The organism is Pseudomonas sp. NPDC089534 (assembly GCF_044749305.1).
In the GTDB taxonomy this organism is placed as follows: domain Bacteria; phylum Pseudomonadota; class Gammaproteobacteria; order Pseudomonadales; family Pseudomonadaceae; genus Aquipseudomonas; species Aquipseudomonas ekonensis.
Window position 1 is genome coordinate 1 of the sequence record NZ_JBIVHR010000028.1, and the last position, 21,028, is coordinate 21,028.

A 21,028-nucleotide genomic window follows, 5' to 3' on the forward strand; every position below is an offset into this window, starting at 1 on the left:
TTGCAGGCCGGCCTGGTCGACGAACTGGCGGTAGACCGCGACGAACTGCTGGCCAAGGCCCGGGCCTGGATCCTGGCCAACCCGAACGCGGTGCAGCGTTGGGACGTGAAGGGCTACCAGATTCCCGGCGGTACACCGTCGAACCCGAAAGTCGCGCAGATGCTGGCCATCGCGCCGTCGATCCTGCGCACGAAAACCCAAGGCACCTTGCCTGCGCCGGAGAAGATCCTCTGCGCGGCGGTGGAAGGCGCGCAGGTGGACTTCGATACCGCGCACCTGATCGAGACCCGCTACTTCACCGAACTGACCACCGGCCAGGTCGCGAAGAACCTGATCGGCACGTTCTGGTTCCAGCTCAATGAAATCAATGCCGGCGGTTCGCGCCCGCAGGGGCATGCGCCCTATGTGACGCGACGGGTGGGCGTGCTCGGGGCCGGGATGATGGGGGCGGGGATCGCCTACGTCAGCGCGGCGGCGGGCATCGAGGTGGTGCTCAAGGACGTGAACCTCGCCGCGGCCGAGAAGGGCAAGGCCCATTCGGCGGCGTTGCTGGACAAGAAAGTCGCCCGCGGCCACCTGAGCGCCGAGCAGCGCGACGCGGTGCTGGCGCGGATCCGTCCCACCGAAAGCGATGCCGACCTGGCCGGCTGCGACCTGATCATCGAGGCGGTGTTCGAGGATCGGGAACTCAAGGCCAAGGTGTCGTCGGCCGCGCAACAGGTGGTCGGCGCCGACGCGGTGATCGCGTCCAACACTTCCACGTTGCCGATCACCGGCCTGGCGACGGCGGTGCCGGATCCGGGCAAGTTCATCGGACTGCATTTCTTCAGCCCTGTGGACAAGATGCCGCTGGTGGAAATCATCAAGGGTGCGCACACCCGCGACGAGACCCTGGCCCGCGGCTTCGACTTCGTCCTGCAAATCAAGAAGACCCCGATTGTCGTCAACGACAGCCGCGGTTTCTTCACCTCGCGGGTGTTCGGCACCTTCACCAACGAAGGCATCGCCATGCTCGGCGAAGGCATCAGCGCGCCGATGATCGAAACCGAAGCGCGCAAGGCCGGGATGCCGGTGGGGCCGCTGGCGATCTCCGACGAAGTTTCCCTCAGCCTGATGAGCCATATCCGTCTGCAAACGGCCAAAGACCTGCAAGCGGAAGGGAAACCGCTGATTGAGCACCCGGCGTTCGCCGTGATTGACTTGCTGCTCAACGAATTCAAGCGGCCGGGCAAGGCGGCGGGAGGCGGTTTCTATGACTATCCGGCCGGCGGCCAGAAACACCTCTGGCCTGAGCTGAAGACCCGTTTCGAAAAGCCCGATGGGCAGATCTCGCCGAAGGATGTGCGCGACCGGCTGCTGTTCGTGCAGGCCCTGGAAACGGTCCGCTGCGTGGAGGAGGGCGTGTTGATGTCCACGGCCGACGCCAACGTCGGCTCGATCTTCGGCATCGGTTTCGCGCCTTGGACCGGCGGGGCCTTGCAGTTCATCAACCAGTACGGCGTGCAGGACTTCGTGGCCCGGGCGCAGTACCTGGCCGAACAGTACGGCGAGCGTTTCGCGCCGCCGGCCCTGTTGCTGGAGAAGGCGGCGAAGGGGGAACTGTTCTGACGGCGCCCTGACAGGGGATCGGGCGCATTCCGGGGCTTGCCTTGCCGGGTGGTTTCGAGGCAGGCTCTGGGGTGTGCATTATTCCCATCACGTGTCAGGTATTTTTTATGTCGCTACGCATCTGCATTCTGGAAACCGACATCCTGCGTCCGGAGCTGGTCGATCAATATCAGGGTTACGGGCAGATGTTCCAGCGCCTGTTCTCGCAGCAGCCGATCGCCGCCGAGTTCACCGTCTACAACGTGATGCAGGGCGATTACCCGAGTGACGACCTGATCTTCGATGCGTACCTGGTCACCGGCAGCAAGGCCGATTCGTTCGGCACCGACCCGTGGATCCAGACCCTCAAGCAATACCTGCTGACCCGCTACGAGCGCGGTGACAAGCTGCTCGGCGTGTGCTTCGGCCATCAGCTGCTGGCGCTGCTGCTGGGCGGCAAGAGCGAGCGCGCCACCCAGGGCTGGGGCGTCGGCATCCACAACTACAAGATGGCCGCCAAGGCACCGTGGATGAGCCCGGTGCGGGAAGAGCTGACGCTGCTGATCAGCCACCAGGACCAAGTCACCGCCTTGCCGGAGAACGCCACGGTGATCGCCTCCAGCGACTTCTGCCCGTTCGCGGCGTACCACATCAACGATCAGGTGCTGTGCTTCCAGGGCCATCCGGAATTCATTCACGACTATTCGCGGGCGCTGCTGGACCTGCGCCAGGAAGCCCTGGGCGAACAGGTCTACAGCAAGGGCGTGGCCAGCCTCGAACACCAGCACCATGGCACCACGGTGGCGGAGTGGATGATGCGCTTTGTGGCGCACAAGCCGGAAACGGCCTGACCTGCCCCTGTGGCGAGGGAGCTTGCTCCCGCCGGGCCGCGAAGCGGCCCCAGCCATGGGTTCCCTACAGCCACCCCGACTTCTTGAAGCTCGCCCACAATCCCACGCAGCCCACCGTGATGAACCCCAGCACGCCGAAATAGCCGTAGTGCCAACTCAGCTCCGGCATGTTCTGGAAGTTCATCCCGTAGATCCCGGCCACCGCCGTGGGGAATGCCAGGATCGCCGCCCACGCCGCGAACTTGCGCTGCACCACGCTCTGGCGTGACGCTTCCAGCAACACACCGATCTCGATGGTCTGGCTGGCGATGTCCGCCAGGGTCGTCAGGTCTTCCATCTGCCGCGTCACGTGGATCTGCACATCCCGGAAGTAGGGACGCATGTTCTTGTCGATGAACGGGAAGCTCAGCTTCTGCAGTTCCTCGCCGATCTCCACCATGGGCGCCGCATAGCGCCGCAGGCGCAGGACGTCCCGACGCAGGCCATGAAGCTTCTGGATGTCATGTTCGTTCAGGGCGCTGCACAGCACGTTGCGCTCCAGCTCGTCGATTTCGGCATGGATCGCTTCGCCCACCGGCTGATAGTTTTCGATCACGAAGTCCAGGATTGCATACAGTACGAAATCTTCCCCGTGCTCAAGCAGCAGCGGACGCGCCTCACAACGTTGGCGGACATGGGCGTAGGACGCCGAGTGGCCGTTGCGGGCGGTGATGATGTAGCCCTTGCCGGCAAAGATATGGGTTTCGATGAATTGCAGGATGCCGTGCTGGCGCACCGGCGAGTAGGTGACGATGAACAGCGCGTCGCCGAAGGTTTCCAGCTTCGGTCGGCTGTGTTTTTCCAGGGCGTCTTCGATGGCCAGTTCGTGCAGGTTGAACTGGCGTTGCAGGTTGGCCAGCTCCTGGGCGTTCGGCTCTTCCAGCCCGATCCAGACGAAGTGCCCGGTTTTCGCGGCCCAGGCCGCGCCCTCGTCGAGGGTGATATTGGTGACTTTCTTACCGGCACTGTAAACCGCAGCAGCGACAACTCGACCCATGGTGGTGATTCACTTCTTCTTGGCAGATGACAGGAGTCTCAGGCTTCAGCTTAGCCGTGTGGCCGCATGAGAGTCCGTGCAATCTGCATCGTTCACCGGCAAAAGAAAACCCGCACGGGGCGGGTTTCATCTTCAGGCGGCCTGCAGTTGCCGATCCATCGCGTCGATGCATTCGCGCATCTGCTCCTGGCACTGGGCCATGAGCCGGGGCATGTCGTCCATCGTCAACCCTGCCGTAGGAATCGCCGGCAACGAGCGAATGAGCACGTTGCCGCTGCGCCAGCGGTTCAGACGCATGTGGTTGATGTAATTGCTGACGCACACCGGAACGATCGGCACGCCGGCGGCGATCGCCATCTGGAACGCGCCTTTCTTGAACGGCAGCAGTTCCTTGCCCAGGTTGCGGGTGCCTTCCGGGAACACCCAGATCGAGGTGTCCTCATGCTGCAGGGTATGGGTGGTGGTCAGCATCGACTTGCGCGCCTTGTGCGCGTTCCCACGGTCGATCAACACGTTGCCGGCCAGCCAGAACAACTGGCCGAACAGGGGCACCCATTTCAGGCTCTTCTTGCCGATGCACACGGTGCGGTAAGGCACCACGTTGCCGAACACGAACAGATCGTAGTTGGACTGATGGTTGGCGATGATCACGCAGCTCGCTGGCTTGTCCATCAGTCCGCCGACCTCGGCCCTGACCTTCAGGCGCAGGATGCACATGGCCGGCAATGCGTAGAGACGGGCGCACAGGCGGCTGTTGTCCGGATTGAACGGCCGGCACAGGCCGAGGATCACACCCAGCACGCCGGCAAGAATAAAGTGCAGCCCCATCAACAACATACGTAACGCAAACAGCATTTTCACGCCCACCGGGACAAAAAGGTGGCGCAGTGTACGGATGTGCACTGTTTTCGGCAATTGCCGCTCAAGAGTCCGGAGATAGGCGATGTTTAAGCGCATGTTTCCGACTCGTTGGTCAGATGCGATCTAGAGCGTTGTCGGAGGATTCAAATGCTCATGTAAGAAAAAGCCCGACGCGACGGCCGGGCTCTCTGTTTGTTGCGGGATGGCGGGGCAGGGGGCCTATCCCAGATGCTCCTGATCCTGAATGATCGCGTTGTCCAGGGTTTCCAGCAGAGCCTTGCGCACCTTGAGCTTGGTGTTCTTGTGCGCGGTCATGTTGATCTTCTTCAATTGACGTGCGGCGGCGAGGGCGGCGCCTTGCAGTTCTTCGGCCGACACCACCTTATCCAGGAAGCCGGCGTCCACGGCGGATTGCGGATCGAACATCTCACCGTTGATCACCGAGCGGTGGAAGGCCGAGCGGCGCAGGCGGTCACGGGCCAGCTCGATGCCGGCGTGGTGCATGGTCATGCCGATCTGCACCTCGTTCAGGCCGATGCTGAACGGGCCGTCGACGCCGATGCGGTAGTCGGCGGACAGCAGAATGAACGCGCCCTTGGCGACCGCATGGCCAGGACAGGCGACGATCACCGGGAACGGGTGCGACAGCAGGCGGCGGGCCAGGGTCGAACCGGCGGTCACCAGCGACACCGCCTCTTTAGGGCCGGCCGTCATCACCTTCAAGTCATACCCGCCCGACAGGATGCCCGGCTGACCGGTGATGATCACCACGGCACGGTCGGTCACCGCCCGGTCCAACGCTGCGTTGAACGCGGCGATCACGTCCGGGGAAATGGCATTGACCTTGCCGTTGCTGAGGGTCAGGGTCGCGATGCCGTCTTCGAGGTGGTAGGCAATCAGGTCGCTCATGACGCTATTCCTTGTAAGAAAGATGGGGCAGACGTTACCCAGCGACGTAGGTCAGGTAAAGCGCCGTGACTGACCCGCCGGTCACCGCCATCCAGTTGCTGAGCCGTATGGAAGGCATTCGCGCTGCTGAAGACGGCCTTGCGCCGACCGGAGAATGGCCGGTTTGCCATGGCCGGGAACCCGCAGAAACAGGTAAATGCCTTAACCGCATGAAAATTCTGAAAAAAACCTTTGCCATCGGAAAAGCTTTCGACTACATTAGCGCGCCTCGACAGACGCAACGCGAATGACGAGATACGGTGAAGTGTCCGAGTGGCTTAAGGAGCACGCCTGGAAAGTGTGTATACAGGAAACTGTATCGAGAGTTCGAATCTCTCCTTCACCGCCAAATTATAGAACCGCAAACCCCTGATTTTCCTAGAGAAGGTCAGGGGTTTGTGGTTTTTGGCGTTCTAAAAATGGCCATATGGGACTGATATGGGACTGGCGCACTGTTCTGGTGCGAAAAATGGATGCTGCGAGCGCGCCGTTGGTGATGATTCGATTCCCCTGAGAGCGGCGACATGTCGAGGCAGGCCAGCAGCACCGACAAGGCGCATAAGGGCTTCAAGCCCAAGACCTTGGCAGTGTCGCTGACGATTCCGTTTGTCGATCAAACGCAACTGATCGACCTCATGCGCCTGGCCGAAGCCACGGCCGGCGGTGGCCAGCTCCACCTGTACCGCGTCGTCAACGACACCGCCGAGGCCTTCGGCGTGCGCCAGGTGGAGTTCTCCGAGGGCGTCAGCGCCCGCGAGGCGGACAACCTGAAAGCCTGGCTGGTGCAATTCACGCTGAGCGAGCGCGAGTCGAATCCGGAGAAGGTCGAAGAGCGCCGCGCCGACAACAAGGTGAACGCCCAGGGCGCGCCGGGCTGCGCGGTCGGCGAAGGCGGCAGCGCTTCGGGCGACAAGCCCGAGCTGAGCGGCTTTGAAAAGGTGCTGGGCCGTGTGGATAGGTGGCTGGGCGGGAGTGAGAAGGCATGAAGCTGCACAAGGTGCTGGCCGTCAACGGATCGCGGGTGGCCCTGGTCAAGGAGGACGTCCGGCTGGACGCCACCAGCCCCGGCCGGGCGAACTTCACCGTGCAGTCCGCCGTTGCGCTGAAAGGCCTGGTGACGCTGGACATCGGGTACAACGACGGTCCGCTGCACCGCGACTAATGCGGTAGAGCAGGTGCTGTTCTGCCGCGAGCTGGCCGCAGTGCTGGCCAACCCGCTGCCGCTGAACCTGCGTCACGTCGATCTGCGTGCCGTGCTGGCCGCCATCAGCGAGCAGACCGGACTGCGCTTCCGCGTGCCGGACCGGCCCTATGCCAGCGTGAAGGCGCCGTACTTCTACAGCCTCGCCGCCGGCTACCAGGCGATGGACAGCCATGCCCGGGTGTTCAGCATCCCCGACTTCACCTGGCACCAGGCGGGCAACGGCGAGGTGTTCGCCGGCAGTTGGGCCGACAGCTTCTTCGGCGCACGGGTGCCGCTGCAGATCCCCACGGAGCTGTTCGACGGCTACCAGGGCAACCAAAGCGCGATGGTCGCGGCCTTTCCCGGGCTTCGGCCAGGCGCAACGATCAACAACGGCGAGCGCATCACAAGCGTGGCGCTCGACAACGACCAGATGGCCATCCGATGGAAGACGCTTTCCGCCGCTCAGTAGAGCGCCAACTCCCCGAACTCACCGGCGGTTACCACCTGCCGCGCTTCGCCCAGGTCACCGCCGTGGCCGATGCGCCGGCGGATGCCGGCATCTGCGACGACTACCGCCCGCGCTACGCCGTGGATATCGTCGTCCTGGGCCCGGACGACCAGCTGGATCCGGCCCTGCCGCCGCTCACCGTTGTCCCCTTGCCGTTGCCGACCGGCGGCGAGGAAATGGGCGTCTACGCCTTCCCGGAGGAGGGCACGCGGGTGGTGGTGTGCTTCGTCTACGGCCTGCCGAACAAGCCCTACATCCACTCGATACTGCCCCATGGGTAGAGCATGCCGAAGGTGCCGAAAGGCGACCAGGTCTGGCAGCACAGCGGCGCCGCCCAGCAGCGCGTCGATGCCGACGGCAACTGGCTGCGCCAGACGGACGGAAAGATCCGGGATCAAGCGATCGAGCGCGAGGTTGAAGCCCTGGACAACCGCGAGCAGTTCCAGAGCCACACACGGGCGGTTGATGATCATTCGACCGAGACGGTGGGAGGTGTGAAAAAGATCGAGGCGCTGGGCGCAGTCAAATTGCTGTCGGGCGGGTCGGCCAGCTTGGCGGCGGTGGACGATCTGCACCAAGCGACTGGGCGAGATCTGAATTTAGTTGTGGGGCAGAAGCACAACGCCACGGTAGGTGGCGACATGCAGGAACGGATTGAGGGCTTGCGCATGAGTGTAGCTGCTATTAGCCAACGCCTGGAGTCACCGAAGAACTGGATCGGATCTACGGATGTGAATCTCTTCCAGATAGTGTGTCACACGCTTGACCTTCTGCGAGCTATGAATTCTGAGCTTGCGTTGCATACGCATGGCCCAACCCCTGCGCCCTCTAATGCTTCGACATTCACGGATCAAGCTTCGCGAGCGATGAGGCTCGGAGCCACGTTGAAGACCGTGACATCCTAAAATTGATATTTTTTGATTTCGGACCGAGTCAAATGGGCTTGTTCTAAATGCTTCTCGTCTCTGCTCCAGATTTGCCAAGCGTTTTTCCGCTGCGAAGGGTAGGTGATAACGCTCCCATGGCGGCATGCCATCACCGCTGATATTCTCTAGCGGATAAGAGTCAGGTTTCATTTTTAGCCAATGAATCTGCACGTTTGAACATACAAAATTACCGCGAATCAACTTCAATAAGGATATGGAAATGGACATTGGCCGGTCAGAGCTTGGTGGGAAACCATCTTTAGTTGAAAGTTTTGAGATTCATGGTTTATATGGTTATCGAAGTATTGGGATGTCGTCTAGCTACGCTGCGACTATTCTCATTGCGAAAAATGGATCAGGAAAAACGACTCTTCTATCCGCAATGGACGCATTTCTTCGCCGACAATTCGTAAGGCTCAATGATCTAGTATTTGACAAGATAGTCTGCAAACTCAGTACATTTGCTGAGCCTCTAGAATTGACCAGGGCCGATTTAAATGATTTTGTAAACGCATCTGTACGTGCTGAGCTTATTGCAGGTGCTCGGAAACTAGGCGTTGAGGAAGTAGAGCTATTTAATTTCTTGGAGGGTGAGTATTCTTCCGGGAGTTTTGCGGCAGTTTATGATTCTTCCAGTAAGCTTTTTAGTTCGATAGTTCGAGCTAGTAATTATTCATCTCGAGATGCCGTAGAGTTTTGTCAAAAAATTCGAGAAAGTTATTATTGTTCCACGCCAAATTTAAGCAAATTATGGACGGTGTTGACTGAAACTTTTAAAAACGTAGACATAATTTATCTGCCGACGTACCGCAGAATTGAACTTCCGATATATGATGATGATGTGGAAGGACAAAGTCCTCGGCGACCAAAGCCAAATATTCGTATACCTGAAAGAGGACTTTTTTCGGGAAATATTCAGTTTGGTCTCGGAGATATATCAGAGCGGTTGCGTGAGTTGAATCAGTCCATGCTAATGGAATCAAATGCCAGCTATAGAGAGATTAGTGCGAATATCATTAATGATTTGTTGGATGGCAGTTTTGAACGGCACTCAACAAATACAGAGCATCTTCCTGAAAGGGATGAGTTGCAGTTATTTTTTTCGCGATTGAAAGACGTAAGGAATAGGATTGGTCCATATGGAGATGTATCTATTCCCGATATTGACAAGGTCTACAATAGGCAGGCCGATACTGAGTCGAATAAATTTCTTTTCTATTTTTTGGGTAAGCTAAACGCCACTATTCAGTCGACCAGAAAAATTGAGGGAATTGTCGAGGCGTTTATTGATAGTTGTAACAAGTATCTTTCTAGTCAGGATCCGAGCACTGAAACTTCTAGTGAGGCTTTCATTGATAGGCGGGTAGATGGAAAGGTTCTGTGCCTCAATCGTCGCAATCTAACTGTTCATGTTGAGAGTCTGCCCCTTAGAAGGAAAATCAAATTGAATGCTCTCTCATCAGGGGAGAAGCAGATGATTTCGTTGTTTGCAAAAATGTTTCTATATGAGAAAAATAAGTTAGTGCTGATTGATGAGCCCGAACTTTCTTTGTCTATAGGCTGGCAGAGAGAAATTCTTAAAGATATTTTGAAGGCACCTAACTGTGTTCAGATAGTGGCTATTACTCACTCACCGTTCATTTTTGATAATGAGTTGGAACCGTTTGCTAAGTCTCTGAAGTCGTCAATCAATGAGGCCGCGCTAGCTCAGCAGCAGGCGCTCGATGGAAATGAAAACTTCATGGAAGAAGAAAATAATGACAGTCTTTTCTGAGTTGCCTGTAATAGATAAAGAACTGGAGTCGATGAAACAGGCACGTCAGGTATCGTCTGTTTTGAAGATTTCTATTCTTTCGATTCGATCACAATTGGCTACTGTACCAATTTTTGTTTTCGAAGGGCCGGATGACAAAGCTACGTATTCGCAATGGATAAGGAGAATCGCTCCAAATTTGGTATATGAACCATTGCCAGCCAATGGTAAAGATCAAGCCCTAAAGCTTTGGGATTCGCTGATCAGAGATAAAGATGATTTAATAAACGATATCTATGTTTTTGTAGACAGAGATTTTGATGATTTAAAGGGGCGCGAAACGCATCCTAATATATTTATGACGGAGCGTTACGCAGTCGAAAACTACGTGGTGTGTGAGAAGGTTTTAGATGAGATTCTGAAGGATGAGCTTCATTGTCATGCTCAGCCGGAAGTGCGCGCGAGTGTTATCGCGCATTTTGCTAAAGCATATATAGACTTCCAAAGTGTGGTCAAAGATATAAATTTTATTATTTTTTGCGCCAGGAAACTCAGAATTGATGTTGATTCAATGCCCAAGAAAATGTCAAAAATCGCGTCGCTGAGCTTAGATGGAATGGCACCCGCAGATCCACCGTGTGCATCACTTCTCGAGCTAAAACGAAGCATTACAACCGAAGAAGCTGAAAAGCTGAGGGCGGAATTTGATCAACTAGAGTCACCGCATAGAATGCGAGGAAAATTTCTTCTTTTGTTTTTCTCTAAATGGCTAGAGCTTCTTTCAGTTGAGCGATTACGGCAAGAGAGGAAGTTGATGGGTTCGCTGCCAAAAGTTACGAAAGTTGGAGCAAGCTCTTTCTCCATAGGTAGCTTAGCCTCACGTTCTTCGCTTCCGGAAGGTTTGGATTCTTTTCTGGCTCGAATACCTGGTAATCTGAAGTGTGGGCCTGGTCAAGTTGCAGCTAGCATCCACGCATAGTAGTAAAATTGTATTAAAAATAAAAGTCTGTCGTTTTTTATCGATAGGCTTTTTTGTTCTTCTTGGAGTGTTGGAGTGTTGGAGTGTTGGAGTGTTGGAGTGTTGGAGAAACAGAGAAAAGAATGCCGGTTTACTTAGTTAAATCAATCCATAATTCGTCATCGCATTCTTCTTGTTAGCGAATGATCTTGCCCTGTAGGTCCGGTTTCACCTTATTAGTACTGATGGAACAGAACCAGGCTGGCAGTTGGCGCAGGGGAAGACAAGTCATCGCGTACTGTTTGCCATCTCCCCCAGTTGTCACCATTATCGGTGATAATCGAATCGCTTGCTTAATTGTAATGTTGCACCTGTTAAGTGGAGCCTATATTTTCAACGATCGCCTTCATGGATACATGAGGTTCATCGTCCTAGCCTACGAAACACTACAGTATCTTCATAAAATTAACCGGCCTTCAGTTGGTTCTGCATTTTCTATTCCTTAAGCTTCCTCGGCGCGGCGACATCTACCACTGACTTGCAACGGCACGAGGTTCATGTCCGCCCGTGGCCGTTCGTACCTGATGTTCCGAAGGCATTGGTGAAAAACGTCCAGCCTCGAAAAAATCCATCGAAAAAGCACTTATCCCCCTCCCGCCGGCGGGCTATGCATCCGTTTTTTTTGCAAAGGTCAGAGCGGTGCAAGCACCGGCCCCGTCCAAGCCTGCTGCGGGGGCTGTGGGCGTTGTTGTGATTGCACACTGAAAAAGGTGCAGGGGCCCTGCACAGCGTTATGGAGCGGCGGCGAGCTCGTCTGGAGAGTGAAACGCCCGGCGGGCAGGGGGTACGGTCCGGAAAACCTGCTGCACAGGGTATTTTCTTTTTCGGACCTGTTCACACCAACGGCTATCCGGCACAGCCGAGTCCGCTTGCAAAGCGGCTGTAGGGCCCAGTGTGCTTGGCTCTCCGGTGTTTTGCGGCATTGCATCACGTTACCAAGAGTCCCCTGGCAATCAGTACCATTTGCATGATGCGAAAAGCGTCGGAAAGGGCTGTCGCTTGGGCCATTTTTCAGAGGTGGGCTGGGAAAAAGGTAATTTTGGTAAGCGAGGAGCAAAAATGGGCTACAGCCCTCGTGGCTCCTGGCTTCCAGGCATTACCTCAGGGGGTAATTTTAGGTAAGGGATGAGGTAATTTTTTCTCAGCAGCCCTATTTTACTGGGGCTCGCTGATGTGACGTATTACCCATGTGAAAGGTAATTTCCTAACCTTTTGCTTACCAAATTATTACCTCAGCGAAGTTCTCTGAACGCCTCGTTTTTCAAGGCCTCCAGAGGTGGCCTCACGCCGTATTACCAAAATTACCTTTTTCCCGTGGGTCAACATGAAACGTCGGGATGGCCTTCGCGACCCTGTTTTTCAGCCTGGCGCGCAAAACCCATGGGACTGGCATGGGACTGAGCTTGCGAGGCTCGCTCCTCAGCAGCCCTTGTAAACCGGGGGGTGTGCTCCGAAAAACGCAAACGGGTAGTTTCGAATCTCTCCTTCACCGCCAAATTCGATGTAAACAAAACCCCTGGTTTCGAAAGAAGCCAGGGGTTTTGCAGTTTCTGGAGCCTGAAAATGGAGCCTGAAAAATTCCGTTTCAGTTCCGCCTCTCATCGATCGGTGTTGCAGGTAAGCTCGTTCAGGCTCGATTCACTTTTTTCGCACAAGGATTGCCTTCCATGATCACCACCACGACCCACTCCATCGAAGGGCGGCAGATCGTTGCCTATCTCGATGTCGTCAGCGCCGAATCCGTTCAGGGGGTCAATGTGATCCGCGACCTGTTCGCCGGGATGCGCGACTTTTTCGGTGGACGTTCGCAGACGCTGGAGCGCGCCCTGAAGGAGGCACGGATTCAGGCGACCGACGAGATCAAGGAGCGCGCCAGGGCCCTGCAGGCCGATGCGGTCGTCGGGCTCGATTTCGAGATCAGCATGCCGGCGGGCAAGGGCGGGATGGTCGTGGTGTTCGCCACCGGCACGGCGGTCAGGCTGCGCTGATCCCGGCTACCGGTCCGAGCTTTGGGATTGGTAGATTTCGATGTTGCCGTGCTTGACCTGCTGGTAAGCGGTGTAAGGCAATATCAGGGTGTCGGAGATGCCGGAGGCCGCCATGTCGAGCAGGACCAGCGCAACTCCGGGTTGGCCCTTGAAGCCCTTTTGCGGCAGCGCCGGCGCATGCAGTGTGCAGAAGTCGTAGCCGATCCCGCTGTAGATCCGGGAAATCGAATCGCAGTAGGTCTGACGCGCCTTTAGATCGTTGCCCGCCACCGCATCGTCCTGATAGACGCTGCTGACCGTGCCGCAGCCTCCCAGGGCGAATGCCATCAACCACAACGCTGAATGCTTTGCCGACAGTGCCATTTCTACGATCCTGTGTAGGGTGATCCTGCTCAAGGCAGCAGGTTAGCCTATCCGTAGGCGAATCCGTCGGCCTGGTGAGGGGAGGGGTTGTTTAAATTGTGTAGGCCATTCGTCGGTTCGGGCCGAGCTGAACCGCAAGTCCAGGAATGACCGGCTAGTCTCAGAAACCTTGGAGGTCGATATTTTTTCAGGCAAAAGGGCTTGCCGGTATCGACCCCGCTTTTGAAAGGGGCGATGAGATGACAGATCCGTATATCGAAGATGACGGTGCCGAGTTTCCGTTCAACAATTGCGTGCGCTGCGGCCAGACGGAGTATCAGGCCGGTTTTGGCGAAGATCCGGTGCAGACCGACAAGATCAAGTCGATTGCGCCCAAGGGGCCGAAAACCAAGTTTTTGCCCAGGGTGACGACACGTTCCAGGAAGTGATCCTTTGCAGAGAAACCCCGTCGATGAGCGGGGTTTTTTGTCTGATGTTGATTGTTGAAATGCCCTACATGGCATGGCGATTCGCCTGACAGTTTTCACAAACTTTTCACAGCTGCCGACGTAGGGTGAAGCCATCCGTTAGAAAGCAAGTCTCCAGCCCGTCTCCCCAGCGGGCTTTTTTTTGTCCGGCGTAAAACCTTTTCCGAAATGGTTGTCCAATCGGCGCGAAGAGCGCCTTGTCGTCGGATTTTGTCTGGACTTTCGCGCTGCGTCGGCATTCAATCTCCGCCCTTTCGTTATCCCTAATTGTTGAGGTTTTCGTCATGCGTTTAACACTGCCTGCTCTGGTTCTGGGGCTTCTGGTCGCTCAAGGTGCAATGGCCGGCGACGGCACCGCTGCACTGGGCGGTGGCCTGGGTGGCGCGCTGGGCAACGTGGTCGGCCAGAAGATGGGCGGCAGCACTGGTGCCGCGATCGGCGCCGGCGTAGCGGGCGCGGCCGGCAGCGCCATGGCGGCGGGCAAGGGCAGCCGTACCAAGGCAGCCATCGGCGGCGGCATCGGCGCTGCCGGCGGTTCGGTGATCGGCAACAGCCTGGGCGGCAAGAACGGCGCGACCATCGGCGCTGGCCTGGGCGGCGCAGCCGGTGGCGCAGTGGGCAGCAACCTGTCCAAGCACAAGCGTCACTGATCCGGATTGCCGTGATCAAAAGGCCCGGCTCGATGCCGGGCCTTTTTGTGCCTGAACGTTTTGCCCGAACATGCCTCCAACTTCATACGGCCCTTCATTCGATCACTATCGGGCGTACCGTCCCGTTTCGGGAACTGTGAGGTGTGTATGCGTTTGACATTATCCGCACTGGTTTTTGGATTGTTGGTGGCTCAGGGCGCCATGGCGGCGGGCGATGGTTCGGCAGCGGTGGGGGGCGGCCTCGGTGGTGTGCTGGGCAACGTGGTCGGCGGCCAGCTCGGCGGCAGCACCGGAGCGGCGGTGGGCGCCGGCGTCGGTGGCGCGGCGGGCAGCGCGGTCGGCGCACGCAAGGGTAGCCGTACCGAAGCGGCGATTGGCGGCGGCCTGGGCTCGGCCGGCGGTTCGGTCATCGGCAACAGCCTCGGCGGCTCGACCGGATCCGCCATCGGCGCCGGCCTCGGCGGGGCGGCCGGTGGCGCAGTGGGCAGCAGCCTGGGCGACGACGGTGGCAAGTCCCACTCTGGCGGTGGCCATAAGCACAAACACAAAAACCGGCACTGGTGACCCTGTGCCGTGTCAGCGAAAACCCGGCGAGATGCCGGGTTTTTTGCTTCTGCGGGGAAGCGGGAGGAATATGAGGCTGCAGAGACCTTCGAATTTCATGCGTGGCTGAATAGGGTGAGGTGTGCCGTGGATGCCGAACGAGATGGCAGGGCAGGGTTAGAGGATGATGATTTGTCACTCATCAACGATCCGGGGAATGAGGATCCGGGGTCGTTGATGGATGATGTGTTGGTGCCGCTTTGGGAGGAGGGGCATGTGATGGATGTTGTGGATGAAGAGGTGTATGAGGACGAGTGGGGGGACTAGTTCGGGATTTTCTAGGCATCTATCTCGAGGCTTGAGGGATGTATAAAGATTTTTATCGAATGAACTTGTTAGGTGTTTAAAGTTGGTTTGAGATGATTGTTTGTTTTTGTGTTGTATTAGTATGTCTGTAGTAGTCTATTGTCAGGGTCGTGTCCAAGAGAGATGAGCCAGTTCTTGTAGTACTCTTGTTGTTCTGACAGGTCGCGGCAGATATTTTTGTCATCGAAATCGAATATGTTCACGGTGTCCTCAAGGTTTGCTACAGTTCCAGATGTTAACTCATATGCGATAATTCCTCCGCTCATTTGAGAGCTCATTCGTGACGGGAAGACGTTGCGCTTCGCTCCTTTGCACAGAAATTCAATCTCAGGATGGTCGCGTCGAGCCTCTGCTAAGCATAGGAAAAGGTCGTCTCCAATATACTTTTTTCTAGATCCGTTGTTTCTAATAAGAGTAAGAGATTCTCTTCGGCGGATTTGGAATGTGGCGTTCTCAGTGATGCCTGCAATCTTTAAAGTGACGTTGATATTTTTCATGGTGTTTTATGGTTGCTCGCTAGTTAGCCAGTTGTAGTAAAAATCGCGTTGCGCTGTGGGGTCGTTTGTGAGGTCTTTATCTTCGTAATCAAATATGAAAACAAGATCATCCAAGCTTGGCTCTTTACCTGGCGACAGTTCATATGCGTTTAAGCCAAGAGACATCTGTGAGGACATGCTTGATGGGTGAACATTGATTTTTGAACCTTTGCAAAGAAACTGAATATGTTTGTTGTCGCTGCGTAGTATCCCAAAGCACTTGTAGAAATCGCTGCCTTTATAGGTTTTTTCTTTTTGTTTTAGTTTTAGTGTTATTGAGATGTCTTCATCATTGCAAATTAGTTCGGCGCTTTGCTTTTTGTTGTTTGCTATTATGGTGATTTCTGTTGTGCTGATCATTTATTGATTTTCCTAAATGGGTTTGGTGTCGAGTAGCCGAACTCCTTGCCGTCATCAATTATCAGGGTTGCTCCCAAAATGTCTTCTGGACTGATTTTTTCCGGTATTGCAATTTCTTGTTCCTTGCTGAATTTGTATGCGGCGCCAAGTTCTTTCTTTAGATCGTAGCCCGGAATTCTTTTGAGGGTATAAAGGTAGCCAATTTTAGTGTTGTAGCTTGTGGCGAATGCCTTTCCTATCTCTCTTGAAGGGGAAGTGCTAATGAAGTTGCTAGGAGGAAAATCGCTATCTAAAGAATGCAATAGCAGGTCGTTGCTGTCTCCTTTGCTTTTAAATCCGTTCAAGAATACGTCCTCAGGTGGCCTTCTATCTCCACGATACAAATACTCTTGCTGTTTTGGGGGTTGTGGGAGTGCAGGAGCTCTTTCGTCGCTGAGGCTCTGCTGTTCGGGGGGACGCTGGTGCGCTGGTAGTGGGTTGCAACCGGCTCCACCCGGACAATCACTCAACCCCAACGGATCCACCCACCCCGTCGGATTCGGCACATATCGGTACTGATTCAACCCACCCGCCAGCTTCACCGGATCCGGCGTCAGGTAGCGCCCGGTCTCCGGGTCGTAGTACCGGTGGCGGTTGTAGTGCAGCCCGCTTTCTGCGTCGAAGTACTGTCCTTGGAAGCGCAGTGGTTGGTCGAGTCGTTCGCCGGCGCCGTGGCTCAGGCGGGTGACTTTGCCGTAAGCGTCGTATTTCGCCGACCAGACGATTTCGCCGCTGTAGTCGGTGAGTTCCTGCGGGGTGCCGAGGTGGTCGAGTTGGTAGTAGAACGGGCAGGCCCTTTTCGGGCCGGGGCCGTCGAGCAGTGCCAGCGGGCGGAAGCTGCCGGGTTCGTAGACGTAGCTGCGGTGGTGCGCCGGGCCGCTTTCGGCGACGAGGGTGTCGCCCTGCCAGAAGAACTCGGTGGTCTGGCCGTCGACGGTCTTGGCGATGCGCCGGCCGAAGGCGTCGTAGCGGTAGCTGGCGGTTTGGCCGTCGGGGCGGGTGAGGCCGATCAGGCGGTGTTGGCTGTCGTAGCGGTACAGGGTGACGAGCGGCAGTCCCTGGCCGTGCCGCTCGCGGATCAGGTTGCCGAACGCATCGTAGTCGTAGAGTCGATCGCCATCGCTGAGCAGGCGGTTGCCCTTGATGCTCGCGGGACCGGGCCGGTTCTGCATCAGCAGGTTGCCGGCCGGATCGTGGGCGTAGCGCTCCGGCGCCTCGTCCCGGGAGTGGCGCACACGGATCAGCCGGTCGAGGGCGTCGTACTGGTAGCTGCGTTGGCCGTGGCGCGTGTCGGCGATGTGGTCGAGATTGCCGTTGGCGCTGTAGGCATAGTCGCGCCGGTACAGCGGATGGTGCTGTTGACCGATGGCATGGGCCTTCAGCCGGCCCTGTTCGTCGTAGACGTATTCGCTCAGGAGCAAGCCTTGCTGGCGTTGCTGTTCGCGGCCTGAACGATAGACATGTCGGGTCAGGGGCGCACCGTTGAGGTCGATCCCCGTCAGCGCACCGCCCTTGGCATGGTGGTAATCGAGCTTGCTGTTGTCCGGCAGGCGCATGCGCGTGAGCCGGCCACAGGCGTCGTAGACGTAGCGCAGCGTGCCCCAGCCCTGGTGCTCGACGGTCAGGCGATCCTGGGTGTCGTACTCGAACGCCAGCGGATGGTCCTGGCCGTCGTCCACTCCGACCAGCCGGCCGAGCAGGTCGTAGCGGTAGCTGACTTCCGCCCCGTCGGGCAGGGTCTTGCGCAGCAGGCGCCCGGTCGCGTCCCGCTGGTAAAGGGTGACGAGCGTGGAGCTGTCGTCGCCGAACTCGGTCTTCTCCAGCAGATGGCCGTTGCGGTCGTAGGCGTAACCGGTGCGTCGGCCGTCGAAGCCGATCTCCTGGCTGATCAGCCCGGTGGGCGTGTAGTCCAGCGAATACTTTTCGCCGGACTCGTTCTCGATCTCCGTCAGCAGCAGTTGCGCATGGTCGTAGCGGTACTGCACCCGCGTGCCGTCGGGGTTGATCCGTCGGCTGACCCGGTGCAGGTCGTCGTCATACTCGTAGCGGGTGATGCGGCCCAGTTCGTCGCGTTCGGCGGTGACCTGGCCGTAGGCGCTGTAGCTGTAGTCGCGGCTCGCGCCGTCGGGGTGGGTGACCTGCACCAGCCTGCCCACTGGATCCCATTGCCGACGGGTGACGGCGCCATGCTCGTTCCGGGTGCTGACCTGTCGCCCCAAGGCATCGTAGGCGTACTGCCGGACGCCACCGCCGGGCAGGGTCTCCTCCAGCAGTTGGCCGAGGTCGTTCCAAGTGAAGGTGTGGCGGCCGTTGTCCGGATAGCGAACCGACTGCAGCCGGCCCTGCAGGTCGTAGTGGCAGTGGGTGACCTGGCCGTCGGGATCGACCGCCTCGGTGACGTCGCCCTGGGCGTTGCGCCGGTAGGTCCATACCGCATCGCCCCGACGTTTTCTGTGCAGGAAACCGTCGCGGTACTCGTAGGAGGTCGGCGCATCCTGGGGCGGAATCAGCGCCACCAACCGGCCAGCGTCGTCGTAGCGGTATTCGGTGACGGCGCCCAGCGGATCCCGCTCGGCGGTCAGCCGGCCCGCGTCGTCGTAGGCCATCAACCGCTCGCCGCCGTCCGCCGCGACCTGGCGCACCAGCCGCGCCTGCCCGTCGTGGGCGTAGGTTTCCTCGCGGCCATCGGCGTAGCGCACCGTCACCTGGCCGGCGTCGTCCCAGGCGTAGCGGGTGTCCATCTGCGCGAACGAGGCCCAGTGGCGCACGCAGCGCGCGGCTTTGCCGGCCCGCTCCCAGGCCCAATAGAAGCTGGCACCGCCGGCCAACTGGCGCTGGAGGATGACGTGGGCGTCGTCGTAGTCGTAGCGTTCGCTCTCGCCGGCGGCGTTGGTGGCTTCGGTCAGGCGGTGACGGGCGTCGTAGCGGTAGCTGGCGAGGGTCTGCCCGGTGTGCCAGGCGTCGTCGCGGAACACCTGGTACTCGAGGGCCGCCAGGTGTCGGCGCTCGTAGCGCAGCAGCAGGGAGCGACCGGCGCCGTTGTCGAGGCGCCGGATCCGCCCTGAAATGTCGCGCTGCACGTTCAGCCGGTTGCCGTAGGCATCGCTGATGGCGGTCAGGCCCCCGTCCCGGAAGTGGTGGAACCGCACCGTTTCGCCCGCCGGTGCGATGATCAGTTCCTCCGGGTCGTCGCCGAGGTAGATCGCCGCCCGCGACAGGCTGTTGTGGATCGCCGGGCGCTCGCGGTCCGGCAGGGGGAAGCGGGTGCGGCGGTTCTCGTGGTCGATCCAGGCGATCCCGTCGCCGTCGGGCTCCAGCCGGTGGGCCAGGGAATGGCTCCAGCCGAACCCGAGGCCAAGGTCGACCTCGACGGCGCTGGTGCGGTAGAGCCGGGTGAACGTGAACGGCAGCAGGCCGTCGAGGCTGCCGTCGGTGAGGGTGAGCAGTTCCTCGCCGGTGACCATCGACACCGGGCAGCCGTTGGTGCAGGTGCGGGCGGCGCAGTCGGCGCTGTCGCCGTTGGGGTTCTTCGCCTGGTCCGGGGCGTCGTGGTGGGGGGCGTGTCGTTCCAGCAGCGTCATGTCACGGGGCTTGTCGCGGGCCACCGTCGCCGGATTGGGCACCTTCAGGATCACTGAGTCGGCGGTGCGGATTTCCAGCGGTATGGCAGGCGTCGGCTTCAACGGCGCCTGCCGTGCATTGACCATCAAGGGTTTCAGCACGTTCGCGTGCCGGGTCAGGTCAGGGGCGGACGCGTGCTCGGACAGGCGCAGGGCCGCAGCCGCCAGCCATTGCCGAGCCCGGGGCGACTTGACCTTGTCCAGCACCTTGCCGCTCAACCGCAGCGGGATTCCTGCGCCGCCGGATACGCTCGTCAGCAGGAAACCGACCAGCAGCTCGGCCCGAACCTCGGCCACCACTTCGGCCAGGTGCTGCGGCGGCAGCATCTTCAGCCAACTGGTGAAGGCGGCGAGGTGGATGAACAGCAAGGGCTCGTCGCCAAGAAGCAGCAAGCCGTTGGCAATGGCTTCGGAGGAGGCCTTCAGCAGGGCTTCCAGCTCGACGTCGGTCAGGTATTGCAGGAGCCTTTCGCTGTTGGCCTGCAGGTCGGCGAGCAGGCCGAAGACTTGCTTGACATCGTCCCAGACGCCCTGCAAGGCGCGCTCGAAGCCAAGCCAGTCCGCCCGTTGCAGTTGACCGTACCGTTCACGGAACCCGGCGTCGGAAAACTCCGCCCACAGGGGCTGAAACCCGGCCCATTCTTCGCGCAGCCAGCTTTCCAGGCCATTGACGATGTCCTGATAGGAGGCGTGCAGCGCCTTGACGTGGGCAGGGGAAACATCGGGAAAGAAGGTGATGCGATAACGCTGGCCCCGTTCGCAGTCGTCGACTTCCAGAATGCCGCTCGGGCCGATGGTGCGGTGTATCGGCTCGCCGAGCGTCAGGGTTCCGCCTTCGTCGGCGATGACCGGCTCAAGCATGACCGGCGTGTCGCCGATCGGTACGAAGCGTGCGGCCTCAAACAGATGAACCAGGGTCAGCGGGCCTGTCGCCGGGCACATGGCCATCGATGTGCTGATGGGTTTGACAGGGCTGACCGGTGCGCTGAGGCGCACGTCGTTGCCGACCTTGAACACTTGCTCGACATCCAGCGCGGCGCTGTCCCAGAACTGCTGGGCCCAGGCGTCGTAATCGTTGAGGCACAGGCGGAACTCGGCGATCAGCGTTTCGAAGTCGGGCCGGTCGGGATTCAGGGCGGCGACCACCAGCAGGCCGATGCTGTTGTTCAGGGCCAGGAGGCGGTCGGATGGAAGCATGGGCAGTCACTCGCGCAGATCAGTGGATAGGCGCGCAACTTTGCTTTGGATCCATGGGGGAGTAAGCCGGGAAAGGAGGCATTGCTTGTAGGGCAATTCCTTAAATGATCGGAAGCGTGTGCAAGCCGTCGAGGCGATTGCCCGTTGCCCAATCTGCGCCGCCCTCGTTATGCTGCTGAACCCTTTAATCCGATCCGAGCAGCGGCCCGTTCGAGCCGCCTGGGA

At 58.4% G+C, this 21,028-nt stretch carries 18 protein-coding genes, 1 tRNA gene and 2 pseudogenes; 14 read left to right on the forward strand and 7 right to left on the reverse strand.

Annotated features, from left to right (window positions below):
• Together ACIP0B_RS11260 and ACIP0B_RS11265 are read left to right on the forward strand one after the other, a co-directional pair.
• Positions 1-1,608, forward strand: a 1,608-nt coding sequence (locus tag ACIP0B_RS11260) for a 3-hydroxyacyl-CoA dehydrogenase family protein (protein WP_400831914.1), incomplete at its 5' end; no start/stop codon positions are given.
• 107 nt (positions 1,609-1,715) lie between these two features.
• On the forward strand, positions 1,716-2,438 hold the full coding sequence (locus tag ACIP0B_RS11265; protein WP_400831916.1) for an amidotransferase: 723 nt from the start codon (positions 1,716-1,718) through the stop codon (positions 2,436-2,438).
• Positions 2,439-2,502: 64 nt separating this feature from the next.
• Here the strand turns inward: ACIP0B_RS11265 and ACIP0B_RS11270 are convergent, their stop codons facing one another.
• The 3 genes from ACIP0B_RS11270 to ACIP0B_RS11280 all read right to left on the reverse strand — a co-directional run bounded on the left by ACIP0B_RS11270 (position 2,503) and on the right by ACIP0B_RS11280 (position 5,244).
• Positions 2,503-3,474 carry a magnesium and cobalt transport protein CorA gene (locus ACIP0B_RS11270; RefSeq protein WP_085577634.1) on the reverse strand — a complete coding sequence of 324 codons (972 nt, stop codon included), beginning with the start codon at positions 3,472-3,474 and terminating at the stop codon, positions 2,503-2,505.
• 132 nt (positions 3,475-3,606) lie between these two features.
• Positions 3,607-4,329, reverse strand: a complete 723-nt coding sequence (locus tag ACIP0B_RS11275) for a 1-acylglycerol-3-phosphate O-acyltransferase (RefSeq protein ID WP_400831918.1) — start codon at positions 4,327-4,329, stop codon at positions 3,607-3,609.
• A 225-nt stretch (positions 4,330-4,554) separates the two neighbouring features.
• On the reverse strand, positions 4,555-5,244 hold the full coding sequence (locus tag ACIP0B_RS11280) for a crotonase/enoyl-CoA hydratase family protein (RefSeq protein ID WP_400831919.1): 690 nt from the start codon (positions 5,242-5,244) through the stop codon (positions 4,555-4,557).
• Positions 5,245-5,309: 65 nt separating this feature from the next.
• On the opposite strand from ACIP0B_RS11280, the gene ACIP0B_RS11285 reads away from it, so the two are divergent.
• The 7 genes and pseudogenes from ACIP0B_RS11285 (at position 5,310) to ACIP0B_RS11315 (ending at position 10,635) form a co-directional block, all read left to right on the forward strand.
• On the forward strand, positions 5,310-5,534 hold the full coding sequence (locus ACIP0B_RS11285) for a hypothetical protein (protein WP_400831920.1): 225 nt from the start codon (positions 5,310-5,312) through the stop codon (positions 5,532-5,534).
• An 8-nt stretch (positions 5,535-5,542) separates the two neighbouring features.
• Positions 5,543-5,632 (forward strand) — tRNA-Ser (locus tag ACIP0B_RS11290).
• 175 nt (positions 5,633-5,807) lie between these two features.
• On the forward strand, positions 5,808-6,269 hold the full coding sequence (locus tag ACIP0B_RS11295; protein WP_400831922.1) for a DNA-binding protein: 462 nt from the start codon (positions 5,808-5,810) through the stop codon (positions 6,267-6,269).
• A pseudogene (locus tag ACIP0B_RS11300) lies at positions 6,266-6,938 on the forward strand (hypothetical protein). The gene ACIP0B_RS11295 and the pseudogene ACIP0B_RS11300 overlap by 4 nt, the downstream one beginning before the upstream one ends.
• A pseudogene (locus ACIP0B_RS11305) lies at positions 6,911-7,882 on the forward strand (hypothetical protein). The pseudogenes ACIP0B_RS11300 and ACIP0B_RS11305 overlap by 28 nt, the downstream one beginning before the upstream one ends.
• Before the next feature lie 241 nt (positions 7,883-8,123).
• On the forward strand, positions 8,124-9,677 hold the full coding sequence (locus tag ACIP0B_RS11310; RefSeq protein WP_400831923.1) for an AAA family ATPase: 1,554 nt from the start codon (positions 8,124-8,126) through the stop codon (positions 9,675-9,677).
• Positions 9,628-10,635, forward strand: coding sequence for a DUF4435 domain-containing protein (locus ACIP0B_RS11315; RefSeq protein ID WP_400831925.1), 1,008 nt, complete (start codon positions 9,628-9,630; stop codon positions 10,633-10,635). The genes ACIP0B_RS11310 and ACIP0B_RS11315 overlap by 50 nt, the downstream gene beginning before the upstream one ends.
• 175 nt (positions 10,636-10,810) lie before the next feature.
• Here the strand turns inward: ACIP0B_RS11315 and ACIP0B_RS11320 are convergent, their stop codons facing one another.
• Positions 10,811-10,942 carry a phage antirepressor N-terminal domain-containing protein gene (locus tag ACIP0B_RS11320; RefSeq protein ID WP_400831926.1) on the reverse strand — a complete coding sequence of 44 codons (132 nt, stop codon included), beginning with the start codon at positions 10,940-10,942 and terminating at the stop codon, positions 10,811-10,813.
• Between the two features lie 1,399 nt (positions 10,943-12,341).
• On the opposite strand from ACIP0B_RS11320, the gene ACIP0B_RS11325 reads away from it, so the two are divergent.
• Complete coding sequence (locus tag ACIP0B_RS11325; RefSeq protein ID WP_400831927.1) at positions 12,342-12,662, forward strand: YbjQ family protein; 321 nt, start codon at positions 12,342-12,344, stop codon at positions 12,660-12,662.
• Positions 12,663-12,668: 6 nt separating this feature from the next.
• Here the strand turns inward: ACIP0B_RS11325 and ACIP0B_RS11330 are convergent, their stop codons facing one another.
• Positions 12,669-13,025 carry a YceK/YidQ family lipoprotein gene (locus ACIP0B_RS11330; RefSeq protein ID WP_400831929.1) on the reverse strand — a complete coding sequence of 119 codons (357 nt, stop codon included), beginning with the start codon at positions 13,023-13,025 and terminating at the stop codon, positions 12,669-12,671.
• A 239-nt stretch (positions 13,026-13,264) separates the two neighbouring features.
• Here ACIP0B_RS11330 and ACIP0B_RS11335 point away from each other — a divergent pair, with 239 nt between their 5' ends.
• The 4 genes from ACIP0B_RS11335 to ACIP0B_RS11350 all read left to right on the forward strand — a co-directional run bounded on the left by ACIP0B_RS11335 (position 13,265) and on the right by ACIP0B_RS11350 (position 15,012).
• The gene (locus ACIP0B_RS11335; protein ID WP_400831930.1) at positions 13,265-13,453 is read left to right on the forward strand and encodes a hypothetical protein; all 189 of its coding nucleotides are present in this window, start codon (positions 13,265-13,267) and stop codon (positions 13,451-13,453) included.
• Positions 13,454-13,776: 323 nt separating this feature from the next.
• Positions 13,777-14,142 (forward strand): glycine zipper domain-containing protein, encoded by a 366-nt coding sequence (locus tag ACIP0B_RS11340; RefSeq protein ID WP_085577627.1) that lies wholly within the window; start codon positions 13,777-13,779, stop codon positions 14,140-14,142.
• Between the two features lie 147 nt (positions 14,143-14,289).
• Positions 14,290-14,706: a hypothetical protein gene (locus ACIP0B_RS11345; protein ID WP_400831931.1), complete on the forward strand. Its 417-nt coding sequence runs from the start codon at positions 14,290-14,292 to the stop codon at positions 14,704-14,706.
• 126 nt (positions 14,707-14,832) lie between these two features.
• Complete coding sequence (locus tag ACIP0B_RS11350) at positions 14,833-15,012, forward strand: hypothetical protein (protein ID WP_400831933.1); 180 nt, start codon at positions 14,833-14,835, stop codon at positions 15,010-15,012.
• A 542-nt stretch (positions 15,013-15,554) separates the two neighbouring features.
• Here the strand turns inward: ACIP0B_RS11350 and ACIP0B_RS11355 are convergent.
• Positions 15,555-15,947: a hypothetical protein gene (locus ACIP0B_RS11355; protein ID WP_400831934.1), complete on the reverse strand. Its 393-nt coding sequence runs from the start codon at positions 15,945-15,947 to the stop codon at positions 15,555-15,557.
• On the reverse strand, positions 15,944-20,803 hold the full coding sequence (locus ACIP0B_RS11360) for an RHS repeat-associated core domain-containing protein (protein ID WP_400831936.1): 4,860 nt from the start codon (positions 20,801-20,803) through the stop codon (positions 15,944-15,946). Before ACIP0B_RS11360 ends, ACIP0B_RS11355 begins: the two co-directional genes overlap by 4 nt.
• Between the last annotated feature and the right edge of the window lie 225 nt (positions 20,804-21,028).